Raw genomic sequence first — 12,881 nt, 5'->3', positions numbered from 1 at the left:
CCACCCCTGGCGCCCCTACCCCAGCACCACCGGCACCGGCCGCTCCCCCTGCTCCCGCACCGGCCCCCTCGCCGCCTGGAGCCCGGCGCCACCGAACCCGGGAGCACCGGATGGGTGGCGGCCACCCGCGCCGATGCCGGCGGGCCCCGGTCATCCGGGACCGGCAGCACTCGGACCCCGCCCGCCTGCTCGCGGGAAAGCTCGCGTCGGTGCCCGGGTGACCGCGGGAAATTCACCGTCGCCCCGCTCCCGGCCGGTGCGCTCGGGGCCCGGGCCGGGCATGGTGGTGATCAGGACGGGTCGCCTGCCTGCCGCACCCGGCTGGCCACAAGGGCTCGGGCGCGATGGGATCGACGAGGTGCGAAGCAGCGATCCAGGGGCAGGCGAAGGGCGTTCGCGGCTGACCGCCCGGAGCCGCAGAAAGGGATGAACACCGTGACACGACCCAGGATCCTGGTGGTCGGCGCAGGTTTCGCCGGCGTGGAGTGCGTCCGACGGCTGGAACGGAAGCTCTCCCCCCACGAAGCCGACGTCACCCTGGTGACGCCGTTCTCCTACCAGCTCTATCTGCCGCTGCTGCCCCAGGTCGCCTCCGGGGTGCTCACCCCCCAGTCGATCGCGCTCTCCCTGCGCCGCAGCAGCCGCTACCGCACGCGGATCATTCCGGGCGGCGCCATCGGCGTCGACCTCAAGGCCAAGATCTGCGTGGTGCGCACCATCACGGGCCGGATCGTCGACGAGCCGTACGACTACATCGTGCTGGCCCCGGGCAGCATCACCCGCACGTTCGACATCCCGGGGCTCACCGACAACGCCTTCGGCATGAAGACGCTGGCGGAGGCCGCGTACATCCGCGACCACGTCATCTCCCAGCTGGACCTGGCCGACGCCAGCCAGGACCCGGCCGAACGGGCCTCGCGGCTGCAGTTCGTGGTGGTCGGCGGCGGCTACGCGGGCACCGAGACCGCCGCCTGTCTGCAGCGGCTGACGCACGCGGCCGTCAAGCGCTACAACCGCCTCGACCCGAGCCTCATCAAGTGGCATCTGATCGACATCGCGCCGAAGCTCATGCCCGAGCTGGGCGAGAAGCTCGGCCGGGACGCGCAGGAGGTGCTGACGCGGCGCGGCATCGAGATCTCGCTCGGCGTCTCCATCGACAAGGCCGGACCGGAGGAGGTCACCTTCACCGACGGCCGGGTGGTGCCCACCCGCACGCTGATCTGGACGGCGGGCGTGGTGGCGAGCCCGCTCATGGCGACGCTCGGCGCGGAGACGGTCAAGGGCAGGCTGGCGGTCACCGCCGAGATGTGCCTGCCGGACCACGACGGGGTGTTCGCGCTGGGCGACTCCGCGGCCGTGCCGGACCTGGCCAAGGGCCAGGAGGGCGCGGTCTGCCCGCCCACCGCGCAGCACGCCATGCGGCAGGGCCGGCACGTCGCCGAGAACCTCATCGCCACCCTGCGCAACCAGCCGATGCGGCCGTACGTCCACAAGGACCTGGGGCTCGTCGTCGACCTCGGCGGCACCGACGCCGTCTCCAAGCCGCTCGGCGTGGAACTGAAGGGGCTGCCCGCGCAGGCGGTGGCCCGGGGCTACCACTGGTCGGCGCTGCGCACGGGCGTCGCCAAGGCCCGGGTGGCGGCGAACTGGGCGCTCAACGCGGTGGCGGGCGACGATTTCGTCCGCACCGGGTTCCAGGCCCGCAAACCCGCCAAGCTGAAGGACTTCGAGTACACCGACGCCTACCTGACCCCGGAGCAGTTGCGGGAGCGGGTCGAGGAGGCGGACCGGGCGGCACGCTGACCCGGCGGCCGGTACCGGTGCGGGGCATGACATGCTGAGAAGTGGATCTCGGCGTGAACGGGCCGGGCATCGGCTGTGAATCGGGAGAGTGTACGGCGGCGTGAAGGCAGCGGGACGCTCGGTGCGGACACGGTTGCGGGACCACGCCGCCGCGTCCGACCCCGGGCTGCTGCGGCTGACGGCCGGACTGCGGACGGTGGGCGCCATCGCACTCACCCTGGCGGTGCTCGCCCTGTCCGGCGTGGACGTCAAACATCTGGTGGCGGGCGCCATGACGGCGATGGTCGCCACCTTCGCCATCCGCGAGAAGGAGCTGGGTCCGCAGGCCGTCACGCTGGCCCTCGGGCTGCCCGTGGCGCTGGCCTCGGTGTCGCTGAGTTCGCTGCTCGCCTCGCGGGTCGTCGTCGGTGACGCCGTCTTCGTCGTCCTGATCTTCAGCGCGGTCTTCGTCCGCCGCTTCGGCGACCGCGGCACGGCGCTGGGGCTGATCGGCTTCCAGGTGTACTTCGTGTCGCTGTTCGTCGACGCGAAGGTGTCGGGGCTGCCGGGCCTGTGGGCCGCCATCGCGGTGGCGTTCGCGTCCAGTGCGGTGGTGCGCTTCGCGGTCGTCCCGGCGACCCCGGCGCGGATCCTGCGGCGGCTGCGGCAGGCGTTCCGGGCCCGGCTGGGCCGGCTGATCGCGACGCAGGCCGAGCTGCTCGACGCCGGGCCCGACGACATCGAGAAGGTTCTGGAGCGGCTGCGGGACGGCACCGCGCGCCTGCACGAGACGGCGCTGATGATCCAGTCCCGGCTGGAGGAGGGCACGCCGGACGCCTCCACGGCACGGCTGGTGCAGCGGCGCGTCGCGGACGCCGAGATCGCCGCCGAACGCCTCGGCCTGCTGCTGCTGACCGCGCGCAGCGCCGAGCGGGCGGACACCCTCACCCTGCACCTGCCGGGCGCGCCCGCCCCGTCGGTGGGCCGCTCACCCGCGCCGGGCGAGGCCACGGAGATCCTGCGCCGCGATCTCGGGGCGCTGCGTGCCCTGGTGCTGCGGCCGCCCGCCGAGGCGCGCGGTACCGCGCTGTCCCACCTGCGCAACCGGTTGCTCGGTTACCGGGACGAGGAGAACCTGCCCGAGGCGACCCCGGCCGTCCAGGACGTGTTCCGCGGTATCGGTGAGAGCGCGCGGGCGGTCATGGGTCTGCGGATGGCTCTGGACGGGCCGCAGGACGAGTCGGACGACTCGCCGGCGACGGCCCGCTCCCGGGAGGAGCTGGACGCCGAGGACGCCGCCATCGACGCCGGCGAGGAGGCCGCGGCCGAGGAGACGGAGACCGGCCTGCGGCGGCCCACCACGCGGGCGGCGGTACAGGTGGCGGTGGGGTCCTCACTCGCCATCGTCGGCGGGGAGCTGCTGTCCACGCAGCGCTGGTACTGGGCGGTCCTGACCTGCTGGATCGTCTTCATCAACACCGCGTCCACCGGCGAGATCCTGGTCAAGGGCTACCGCCGCGTACTGGGCACCGTCCTCGGGGTGGTGGCCGGCATCGTGCTGGCCGGCGTGGCGGGCAACCACACCTGGACCGCGTTCGCCCTGGTGCTGGTGCTGATCTTCGCGATGTTCTACACGGCGCCGCTGTCGTACACGCTGATGTCGTTCTTCGTCACAGCGATGCTCGGGCTGCTGTACACCCTGCTGCACACCTACAGCATGTCGGTGCTGCTGCTGCGCGTGGAGGAGACGGTGCTCGGCGCGGTCTGCGGGATCGTCGCGGCGGCGCTGGTGCTGCCGATACGGACCGACCGGCGGACCAACGAACTGCTCGGCACCGTCCTCGATCGGCTGACGGACGTCACGGAGGGCGCCGTCGACCAGCTCAGCGGCGGCACCGCGGCCGACCTGCTGGACACGGCGCGGGAGCTGGACCAGGCCCTGGGCGATCTGCGGGCGGCCACCCAGCCGCTCACCCATCCGATCACGCCGCTGCGCACCCGGCGCGACACGGCCCAGTACGTGGTCGCGCTGCTGGAGACCTGCGCGTACCACGCCCGGTCGCTGGCCGCGACGGCCGAGCTGCTGCCCACCCACCCGTCGATCGCGGCCGATCCGCGGCTGCGCGGGGCGGTGCGCCGCACGGTGCGCAACATCGGGGCGATCGCCGCCCGCGTCGCCGACGACGACGCCCGGACCGAGGTGGAGACCGGGCCGAGCATCGCCTCGCTGCTGGAGCCGGACGCGGGCGGAACGCCGCGCTACGGGCGTATCACCGGCCGGGTCCTGCGGCACCTGGAGCGACTGGACGAGGCCGTGGTCGGCCTCGCCCGGCCGCTGGACGTGCCGGTCCGGGCGCCGAAGCGCTGACCGTCAGAAGTCGCTCGGCAGGCCGCTGGCCTCGGCGATGCCGCGCAGTTCCTCGTTCTGCCGGTGGCGTTCCTTCAGGTAGTCGGCGATCTCGCCGAGCCGTTCGGGGTCGGAGGCGGTGGCCGCGTCGGTGACGACCCGGACGGGGCCGGTCTCGTCGGTGCTGATCTCGACGACCTCGTTGTCGAGGCGGCCGGTGACCGCGGTGGCGATGACCAGCGCGGCCTCGTCCCTGATCATCTGGGGCAGCGCCTCGGCGCTGTCCCCGTCCAGGGAGAAGTCGATGGTCGGCATCTGCTGCTCGTCGATCGCCTGGAGGACCGGTTCCACCACGCTGAGCAGCAGCTGGTAGTCGTCGTTCGGCATGCGCACGCGCAGGAGGTCGAGGTAGACGTCCACGGGACGTCCGTCCGGCGGAGGAATCTCGTGTTCGTTCATCCGCCCCGTGTTCCCCGTGCCGCGCGGCTCAGACCCGGCGCCGGTGCGCGGACAGCAGGGAGTGGAGCGGGTCGCCGGTCTTCCCCGCCCCGGCAGCACCCGCGGGAGGCGGGCGCGCGGCTGCCCGTACACCGTCCGACGGCATACGGGCACCGTGCCCGCGCACTCCTCCGCGGACCCGCTCGGGCCCGTCGCGCGCCCCTCTTCTGCCTCCGGTCAGTCCGGCCAGTCCGGCCAGTTTCTTCCTCCGGTCAGTCCGGTCAGTCCGCCGTGCCGGCGGGCGCGTGCATCGGTGCCTTCGCCTGGATAGTGGGCCGCGACGGCACCCGGGCCCGCGTCGCCCCGTCCGCGAGCTGGAGCCGGGCGGCCGCCACGGCCCGGCCCACGTCACGCGTGCCGGTCGACACGCACAGGGTGTAGGCCAGGTCCCGGGTCCGCGGGCCCGGTGCGCCCGTCGGGTCGGCCGGCTCGTTCGCGGCGGCCGCCTCGTACTCCTCCAGAAGTCCGCGCAGCAGCGCGGGATCGGGCGTCAGCATGCCTTCGGGCCCTCTCTCGTACTGGTTCGTGCCGGTGCCTGCCGGTCGGTGCCGGTGGCGGTGGCCCCGGGGGTCAGGTGCGCACCGTCCGCTGTCCCGTCGCCTCGTCGCGGACGCGGGCGCAGCTGCGGCTGATGAGCCGCGAGACGTGCATCTGCGAGATGCCCAGCTGGTCCGCTATCCGGCTCTGCGTCATGTCCTCGAAGAACCGCATGTAGAGGATGGCGCGCTCGCGCTCGGGCAGCCGGCGCAGGCCCTCCTTGGCGGACTCGCGGTCGATGACGGTGTCGTAGGAGGCGTCGGCGGCACCGAGCGTGTCAGCGAGGCTGTAGCCGTCGTCGCCGGCCGACAGTTCGGCGTCCAGCGACAGGGTGCTGAAGCTCTCCAGCGCCTCCATGCCGGCGCCGACCTCGTCCTCGGTGAGTCCGGTGTGTGCGGCGAGGGCGGCCACCGAGGGTTCGGGGCTCCCGGGGTGCTGGGTGAGTTCGCGCCGGGCGACGCGCACCTTGTTGCGCAGTTCCTGGACCCTGCGGGGCACCCGCAGGGCCCACATCCGGTCCCGGAAGTGGCGCTTGACCTCGCCGGTGATGGTGGGGACGGCGTAGCTCTCGAAGGCTCCCCGCTCCGGGTCGAAGCGGTCGATGGCCTTCACCAGGCCGAGCGCGGCGACCTGGCGCAGGTCCTCAAGGGATTCGCCGCGGTCGCGGAAGCGGCCGGCGATGCGGTGGGCCATGGGCAGCCAGACCGTGACGAGTTCGTCGCGCAGCGCCTCCCGCTCGGGCCCCTCCGGCAGGTCCGCGAGGCGGCCGAAGAGTGCCATGGTGTCGGGGGCGTCGTCGTGCCGGCGGTGGGCGGGGCCTGCGGCGGCCGTGGTGGCCTCCGGCGTTCCGGGACGGGTGGTGGGCGTTTCTGTGAGCATGCGGATTCGCTCCTGAACGGTGGTCTCAGGGGACTTTCCGCGGGAACGGACGCCTGTCCGGGTCACCCCGGGGGACCCGGAGTACCGAGCAGCCGTTACCGCTCCCGCTGCTGCGCCTCCGGTCCGAAGCACGATTCTGCGACTGCCCCTGTGCCGGGGGTGCAAACACCGCTTTTCGCAAAGTCATCAGGACAGCGGAACGAGCACGGTGATGCACTTGCCTCCCGAGGGAAGATCTGCCACCCGTACGTCGCGTGCCAGCCTGCAGACGATCGGCCAGCCCCGGCCGCCGGGGCGGCGCCGGCCCCACTCGTCGGTCGGCGGCACGGCCACCGGCAGGTCGTGGCTGCGGTCGCAGACCGAGAGGCGCACGCCGAGGCCCTCGACCTCGACCCGGAAGTCGGTGATGCCGCCGCCGTGCAGGATCGCGTTGGTGGTCAGCTCCGAGGCGACGAGTACGGCGTCCGACACGGCGTCCGGCATCGCGTCCGCGTCGCACGATCCCCCGCCGCCGGTGTCGCGGCGGCCGGTGACGGCCCGTTCGACGGCCCTGCGGGCGTCGGCGGGGCGGCGGGGGCAGCAGGGCCGGTGCCGGTCCGCACCGCGCCGCGCCGCGACGGGGTCGATCGTGTTCCTGTCAGACATCCGTCAGCTCCCTCATCGGTTGCACGAGCCGTGTCCGGCCGGTTCGCACGGCGTGTGGGCGCCGTGCCTCCCCGTCACTTCCGGCTCACCGGTGCCGGTGACCGCAAACCTCCGGCCCTCCCTTCGGCCCAACGGCCATCCGGGCGCCGCGCGGGGGTACGCGGACCGTATGACGGATGTTGTGGACTCGGACGAACTGCTGCGCCGCATGCACCGGGCGAGGGCCCGTGCACTGGAGGAGCGACGGGTCTGGCGGGCCAGGAGCGAGGAGCTGCGGCCGACCGACCAGGAGGGTTCCCGGGATGCCGCCGTACGGGCGGTGGCGTACGAGGCGGTGCTGCGGGTCCTCGACGAGGTGCTCACCCCGGGGCACGACTCGGTGTGAAGGGCCGCGGGCCGGATCGAGGCGGCCGGTCCGACGCGGCCAGTTCGACGCAGCCGGTTCGACGCCACCGGACCGACACGGCCGGATTGACACGGCCGGATTGACGCAGCGGACCGAAGCGGCCGGAGCAACGCGGTCGGATTGACGCGGTGCCGGGCGGGAAACCGGGTCGGCATGACAGTCGACCACACCCGGGCACCGGTCCTGGAGGCCCTTGCCGAGTACCGCCGCGAGGGACGGCTGGCGTTCACGCCGCCGGGGCACAAGCAGGCGCGCGGAGCCGACCCGGCGGTGCGCGAGGTGCTGGGCGACGCCGTCTTCCTCGGGGACGTACTGGTCACGGCGGGACTGGACGACCGGCTCACCCGGGGACGGGTGCTGCAACGCGCACAGGACCTGATGGCGGACGCCGTCCACGCCGATCACACGTTCTTCTCGACGTGCGGCAGCTCCCTGTCGGTGAAGGCGGCGATGCTGGCGGTGGCGGGGCCGCACGAGAAACTGCTGATCGGCCGGGACGCCCACAAGTCCGTGGTCTCGGGGCTGATCCTGTCCGGCATCGAGCCGGTGTGGGTGGAGCCCCGCTGGGACGCCGAGCGGCATCTGGCCCATCCGCCGTCCGCCGAGGAGTTCGAGAGGGCGTTCGCCGCCTGCCCGGACGCCAAGGGCGCCCTGGTCACGAGCCCGACGCCGTACGGTGCGAGCGCCGACCTGCGGGCGGTCGCCGAGGTCTGCCACCGGCGTTCGGCACCGCTGATCGTCGACGAGGCGTGGGGAGCGCATCTGCCCTTCCACCCGGACCTGCCGTCCTGGGCGATGGACGCGGGCGCCGACATCTGTGTGACCAGCATCCACAAGATGGGCAGCGGACTGGAGCAGGGGTCCGTCTTCCATCTCCGCGGTGACCTGGTGCCGCCGAAGCTCCTCGGCATGCGGGCGGACCTGCTGGGCACCACCAGCCCGTCGGCACTGATCTTCGCCGGTCTCGACGGCTGGCGCCGGCAGATGGTGCTGCGCGGGCACGAACTGGTGGGCGGCGCGCTGGAGCTGGCGGCGGGCGTGCGCGCGGCGATCGAGGAGATCGACGGCATGCACGTCAACGACCGGGACGACTTCTGCGGTCCCGGCGCGGCCCACGGTTTCGACCCGCTGCCCGTCGTCATCGACCTTTCCGGGCTCGGCGTCTCGGGCTTCCGGGCGGCCGACTGGCTGCGGGCCGAGCGCGGTGTGGTCGCGCACGTGACCGACCACCGCCGCATCGGTGCGCAGCTCACCCACGGCGACGACCGGGACACGGCGGACGAACTGCTCGCCGCGCTGAAGGACCTCGCCCGCGCCGCCCCCGGCCTGGCCGGCGGCCCGCGGGTCGAGGTGCCCCCGCCGTCGGAGCTGCGGATGCCTCAGGCGCGGCTGCCGCGGGACGCGTTCTTCGGGCCCACCGAGGACGTGCCGCTGGAGCGGGCGGCCGGCCGGATCGCGGCGGAGATGGTCACTCCGTACCCGCCCGGCATCCCGGCCGTTCTCCCCGGTGAGCGGCTGGCCGAGCCCGTCCTGCGGTATCTGGCGAGTGGCCTGGAGGCCGGGATGTACCTGCCGGACCCCAGCGACCCGGCCCTGGAGACGATCAGGGTCGTGGCGGAGGGCGACGGAGGCTGCGCCGACGGCGACGACGGCTGAGGGCCGACGGCAGGGGCCGACGGGGCGGAGGGACGGAAGGGCGGAGGAGCGGAGGAGCGGAAGGGCACCGTGCGGCGGGGAGGTGAGACGGCTCACTCGCACCGGCCGGGGTTCACGGAACCGACCGAGATGGTTTAGCGTTCATCCATACGTGGTGGCGGGGTCGACCGGGATGTCCTCCGCGGCCACCGCTTGCGGCCCTGGCCGGCCTCCCCCGTCCGGCCAGGGCTTTTTCACGCCCGCGGACCGGCGTCCCCCGCTTCGGCACGGAATTCGTACGGGATCCGCCGACCGCCGAGGTGCTCAGGACGCCGGCAGCGACTGAAATGGGCATAGGGAAAGCCCCGGAACCGAATCGCCGGCGAGGAGCCCCGTGCCATGACCAAAGCGATCAAACTCCTGACCGCCCTCCCCCTTCCCCAGCGCGAGCGACTGACGGCGCTCGCCCGGGAGGTTTCCTTCCCGGAGGACGACCGGATCTTCGAGGCGGGCGAGAGGGCCGACCGCTTCTGGGTCATCCGCTCCGGCGCGGTCTCGCTGACCCAGCAGGTGACGGCCGTGCAGCGGGTCACGGTCGCCAGTCTCGGCGTGGGCGACCTGCTCGGCTGGTCGTGGCTGTTCCCGCCCTACGAGTGGGACTTCGGCGCCGAGGCGTTCAGCCCGGTGCGCGCCTACGAGTTCGACGCGTCCTCGGTGCTCGCGCTCTGCGAGGAGGACCCCCGGCTGGGCATCGTCCTGGTGCGGTCGGTCGCCGAAATCCTCGCGCACCGCCTGGAGACCACGCGCGGGCGGCTCATGGAGCACTACGCCCTGCACGGTCGCGGCGCCCTGTGAGAGGCCCGGCCCGGCGCCGAAGATCCGCAGGGCGTCCCCGGGCCGCCGGCGCTAGTCGTCCCAGACCCGTGCGCGAGTCGTCTCAGACCCGCGCGCGAGCCGTCTCAGACCCGCGCACGAGCCGTCTCAGACCCGGTAGCGGCGCAGGGCCGGCATCGCGGCGGCGAGGACCAGCATGACGGCGACGACGAGCAGGCCGCCGCCGGTCACCGCCTCGCGTGCTCCGGCCGCGGAGCCCGCGCTGCCGTGCAGGACGTCGGCCAGCCGCGGGCCGCCCGCCACGACGACGGTGAACACGCCCTGCATGCGTCCGCGCATCTCGTCGGTCGCCGCGGACAGCAGGATCGCCCCGCGGAAGACCATCGAGACCATGTCGGCGACGCCCGCCACGGCCAGGAACGCCACCGCGAGCCACAGGCTGCCGCTCAGCCCGAAGCCCGCGATGGCGGCGCCCCAGACGACGACCGCGCCGATCACCATCCAGCCGTGCCGGCGGGCCCGCGAGAAGGTGCCGGAGAACAGCCCGCCGGCCACCGCGCCGACGGGGATCGCCGCGAAGAGCAGACCGAGGGCGAGTCCCTCGCCGTAGGGGGCGTAGGTCTCGGCGGCGAGTTGCGGGAACAGGGCGCGGGGCATGCCGAGGACCATGGCGACGATGTCGGCCAGGAAGGACAGCAGCAGCACCTTGTGCCCGGCGATGTAGCGGAAGCCGGCCACGATCTCGCGCACCCCGGCGCGCCGGACCGCGGTCCCGGCAAGCGGCGGGAGGGCGGGCAGCTTGTAGACCGCCCACACGGTGACGCACAGCGCCAGCGCGTCGATCAGGTACAGCTCGGCCAGCCCGATCACCGGGATGAGCGCGCCCGCCAGCAGCGGCCCGACCACCTGTCCGGTCTGCATGACGGTCGAGCCGAGGGCGTTGGCGGCCGGCAGCTCGTCCTCGGGGACCAGACGGGCGATGGAGGCGTTGCGGGCCGGGGCGTTCAGGCCCCAGAAGGCCTGTTGCAGGGCGAGCAGCAGCATCAGGGCCGCCACGGACTCCAGTCCGGTCACCGCCTGTATCCAGAACAGCAGGGAGGTGACCGCGATGCCCGTGTTGGTGATGAGCAGCAGCTTGCGGCGGTCCATGGTGTCGGCCACCGCGCCGCCCCACAGCGCGAACACGATCAGCGGCAGCAGGCCCGCGAGGCTCGCGGCGCCGACCCAGGCCGAGGAGCCGGTGATGTCGTAGATCTGCTTGGGCACGGCGACCGCGGTGAGCTGGCTGCCCACGGCCGTGACGACAGTCGAGGACCACAGCCTGCGGTAGGCCGGGCGGCGCAGGGGGCGGGTGTCCATCGCCCAGCGGCGCCAGCCGCGCCGCACGGACGCGTCGGCGACGGACTCCTCCGCGACCGGTCCGCCGGCCCCCGACGACGCGGAGCCCGGCGGTCCGCCGCCCGCCGGTCCGGTGTCCGCCGACGCGGTACCCGCCGGTTCGGTACCGCTCTCGCCACTGCTCTCGCTGATGTCCACGCGCTTCCTACGTGCTCGATACATCTTCTTCTGTCGCGGGCATCACTATCGCAGCTCCGTTCGAGCAGGGTGGGCCCGCGTGCGGGAACCGGCGGCTCAGGCCCCGGCGACGAGTGAGACACCGAGGGCGATCATGGTGGCGGCGACCAGCCCGTCGAGCACCCGCCAGGCCGCGGGCCGGGCCAGGAACCTGCCGAGGTAACGGCCGCCGAAGCCCAGCGCGGCGAACCACACCAGGCTGGCGCAGACGGCTCCCAGACCGAAGGTCCACCGCAGCGCGCCCCGGTCGGCGGCGACGGAGCCGAGCAGGAACACGGTGTCGAGGTAGACGTGCGGGTTGAGCCAGGTCAGCGCGAGACAGGTGAGGACCGCGCGGCGGCGCGACCCCGCCGCGTCGCCGTCCGCCCGCAGCACGCCGGACGGCCTGAGGACGCGCCGGGCGGCCAGCACCCCGTAGCAGAGCAGGAAGGCACCGCCGATCCAGCCGACCGCGGTCAGCGCACCCGGCCAGGCCACCACCACCGCGCCGACCCCGCCGACACCCAGGGCGATGAGCAGGGCGTCGGACAGCGCACAGATGCCCACGACGGCGAGGACGGCGTCGCGTCGGATCCCCTGGCGCAGGACGAAGGCGTTCTGGGCACCGATGGCGACGATGAGCGAGAGGCCGGTGCCGAAGCCCGCGGCAGCGGCGGTGAGCGCGTTGGTCATACCTGCGAAGCTAAGCGGGCGACCACCGATCGTACAGCTAAAGATTCTTACGTATCATTAGCGTTTGTGAGGATCACGGACAACAACCAGAAGAAGCCCACGAGCGGCAACCGGAACGGGACCGCGGTCTTCGCGGACCTGCCGCTCGACCAGGTGCGGACCCTGCTGGCCGTGGTGGACGAGGGCACGTTCGACGCGGCGGCCGCCGCGCTGCACGTGACGCCGTCCGCCGTGAGCCAGCGGGTCAAGGCCCTGGAGCAGCGCACCGGGCGGGTCCTGCTGCTGCGCACCAAGCCGGTGCGGGCCACCGACTCGGGTGCGGTGCTGGTGCGGCTCGCCCGCCAGGTGGCGCGGCTGGAGCGGGACGCGTCCGCCGAGCTGGGACTGAGGGAGCAGGGCGAGCCGACCCGGGTGTCGGTCGCGGTGAACGCGGACTCGCTGGCGACCTGGTTCCTGCCCGCCCTCACCCGCCTCCCCCGGGATCCCCGGCTCTGCTTCGAGCTGCGCCGCGAGGACGAGGGGCACACGGCGACGCTGCTGCGGGAGGGGGTGGTGATGGCGGCGGTGACGTCGTCGCCCGAACCGGTGCCGGGCTGCACGGTCAGCCCACTGGGCCGGATGCGGTATCTCCCGTGCGCCGCCCCGGAGTTCGCCGCCCGGCACCTGGACGGGCCGCCGCGCGAGGTGATCGCCGGGGCGCCCGTGGTGGTCTTCGACCGGCGCGACGACTTCCAGGACGGCTTCGCCCGGCGGCTCGGGCACAGCGGCGCGAGCGGCGCACGGCACTACGTGCCGACCTCGGAGGGCTTCGTCGAGGCCGTCGCCGCCGGCTTGGGCTGGGGCATGGTGCCGCAGCCGCAGGCCGAGCCCCTGCTGCGCACCGGCCGGCTCGTGGACTTCGCCCCGGACCTCGCGGTGGACGTGCCGCTCTACTGGCAGCAGTGGAAGCTCGACTCCCCGGCACTGGCCGCGGTGGCCGACGCGGTGGTGACGGCGGCGGCCGAGGCGCTGGGCCGGTAACCGCACGGCACCCCGCGGCACCGCACGGCCCGTCCGCCTGTTTCGCCCCGC

12 protein-coding genes are annotated in these 12,881 nt (G+C 73.6%); 6 read left to right on the top strand and 6 right to left on the bottom strand.

The genetic code is table 11. The features are described from left to right. The first annotated feature begins 426 nt into the window (after positions 1-426). Together HZS56_RS29560 and HZS56_RS29555 are read left to right on the top strand one after the other, a co-directional pair. Positions 427-1,803 carry an NAD(P)/FAD-dependent oxidoreductase gene (locus tag HZS56_RS29560; protein ID WP_216723867.1) on the top strand — a complete coding sequence of 459 codons (1,377 nt, stop codon included), beginning with the start codon at positions 427-429 and terminating at the stop codon, positions 1,801-1,803. Between the two features lie 100 nt (positions 1,804-1,903). Next, complete coding sequence (locus HZS56_RS29555) at positions 1,904-4,150, top strand: FUSC family protein (protein WP_216723866.1); 2,247 nt, start codon at positions 1,904-1,906, stop codon at positions 4,148-4,150. 3 nt (positions 4,151-4,153) lie between these two features. Here HZS56_RS29555 and HZS56_RS29550 read toward each other — a convergent pair whose 3' ends face one another. The 4 genes from HZS56_RS29550 to HZS56_RS29535 all read right to left on the bottom strand — a co-directional run bounded on the left by HZS56_RS29550 (position 4,154) and on the right by HZS56_RS29535 (position 6,688). Continuing rightward, a complete protein-coding gene (locus HZS56_RS29550; protein WP_216723865.1) occupies positions 4,154-4,588 on the bottom strand; it encodes a hypothetical protein in 435 nt (144 codons plus the stop codon). 260 nt (positions 4,589-4,848) lie between these two features. Next, on the bottom strand, positions 4,849-5,124 hold the full coding sequence (locus tag HZS56_RS29545) for a DUF5133 domain-containing protein (protein WP_216723864.1): 276 nt from the start codon (positions 5,122-5,124) through the stop codon (positions 4,849-4,851). A 73-nt stretch (positions 5,125-5,197) separates the two neighbouring features. Continuing rightward, complete coding sequence (locus HZS56_RS29540; protein WP_216723863.1) at positions 5,198-6,043, bottom strand: SigB/SigF/SigG family RNA polymerase sigma factor; 846 nt, start codon at positions 6,041-6,043, stop codon at positions 5,198-5,200. Between the two features lie 186 nt (positions 6,044-6,229). After that, positions 6,230-6,688, bottom strand: coding sequence for an ATP-binding protein (locus tag HZS56_RS29535; protein WP_216723862.1), 459 nt, complete (start codon positions 6,686-6,688; stop codon positions 6,230-6,232). Between the two features lie 169 nt (positions 6,689-6,857). On the opposite strand from HZS56_RS29535, the gene HZS56_RS29530 reads away from it, so the two are divergent. The 3 genes from HZS56_RS29530 to HZS56_RS29520 all read left to right on the top strand — a co-directional run bounded on the left by HZS56_RS29530 (position 6,858) and on the right by HZS56_RS29520 (position 9,584). Next, entirely contained in the window at positions 6,858-7,073 is a 216-nt protein-coding gene (locus HZS56_RS29530) for a hypothetical protein (protein ID WP_216723861.1), read from the top strand. Positions 7,074-7,247: 174 nt separating this feature from the next. Further along, the gene (locus HZS56_RS29525) at positions 7,248-8,750 is read left to right on the top strand and encodes an aminotransferase class I/II-fold pyridoxal phosphate-dependent enzyme (RefSeq protein ID WP_216723860.1); all 1,503 of its coding nucleotides are present in this window, start codon (positions 7,248-7,250) and stop codon (positions 8,748-8,750) included. Between the two features lie 378 nt (positions 8,751-9,128). Next, positions 9,129-9,584 carry a cyclic nucleotide-binding domain-containing protein gene (locus tag HZS56_RS29520; RefSeq protein ID WP_216723859.1) on the top strand — a complete coding sequence of 152 codons (456 nt, stop codon included), beginning with the start codon at positions 9,129-9,131 and terminating at the stop codon, positions 9,582-9,584. A 126-nt stretch (positions 9,585-9,710) separates the two neighbouring features. On the opposite strand, the gene HZS56_RS29515 is transcribed toward HZS56_RS29520, so the two are convergent. Further along, positions 9,711-11,099, bottom strand: a complete 1,389-nt coding sequence (locus tag HZS56_RS29515; RefSeq protein WP_374201223.1) for an MFS transporter — start codon at positions 11,097-11,099, stop codon at positions 9,711-9,713. Positions 11,100-11,195: 96 nt separating this feature from the next. Further along, positions 11,196-11,810, bottom strand: a complete 615-nt coding sequence (locus tag HZS56_RS29510; protein WP_216723857.1) for a LysE/ArgO family amino acid transporter — start codon at positions 11,808-11,810, stop codon at positions 11,196-11,198. 138 nt (positions 11,811-11,948) lie between these two features. Between HZS56_RS29510 and HZS56_RS29505 the strand changes: the two genes are divergently transcribed. Continuing rightward, positions 11,949-12,830, top strand: a complete 882-nt coding sequence (locus tag HZS56_RS29505; RefSeq protein WP_216723869.1) for a LysR family transcriptional regulator ArgP — start codon at positions 11,949-11,951, stop codon at positions 12,828-12,830. Positions 12,831-12,881: the final 51 nt, after the last annotated feature.

The sequence above is a fragment of the Streptomyces mayonensis genome (assembly GCF_018982965.1).
GTDB lineage: Bacteria > Actinomycetota > Actinomycetes > Streptomycetales > Streptomycetaceae > Streptomyces > Streptomyces mayonensis.
This window is presented reverse-complemented; position numbering and strand designations above follow the sequence as displayed.

Coding starts and splice junctions, on each gene's coding strand:
- HZS56_RS29560 (WP_216723867.1), top strand. CDS start 427: ATGAACACCGTGACACGACCCAGGATCCTGGTGGTCGGCGCAGGTTTC.
- HZS56_RS29550 (WP_216723865.1), bottom strand. CDS start 4,588: ATGAACGAACACGAGATTCCTCCGCCGGACGGACGTCCCGTGGACGTC.
- HZS56_RS29545 (WP_216723864.1), bottom strand. CDS start 5,124: ATGCTGACGCCCGATCCCGCGCTGCTGCGCGGACTTCTGGAGGAGTAC.
- HZS56_RS29540 (WP_216723863.1), bottom strand. CDS start 6,043: ATGCTCACAGAAACGCCCACCACCCGTCCCGGAACGCCGGAGGCCACC.
- HZS56_RS29535 (WP_216723862.1), bottom strand. CDS start 6,688: ATGTCTGACAGGAACACGATCGACCCCGTCGCGGCGCGGCGCGGTGCG.
- HZS56_RS29530 (WP_216723861.1), top strand. CDS start 6,858: ATGACGGATGTTGTGGACTCGGACGAACTGCTGCGCCGCATGCACCGG.
- HZS56_RS29525 (WP_216723860.1), top strand. CDS start 7,248: ATGACAGTCGACCACACCCGGGCACCGGTCCTGGAGGCCCTTGCCGAG.
- HZS56_RS29520 (WP_216723859.1), top strand. CDS start 9,129: ATGACCAAAGCGATCAAACTCCTGACCGCCCTCCCCCTTCCCCAGCGC.
- HZS56_RS29510 (WP_216723857.1), bottom strand. CDS start 11,810: ATGACCAACGCGCTCACCGCCGCTGCCGCGGGCTTCGGCACCGGCCTC.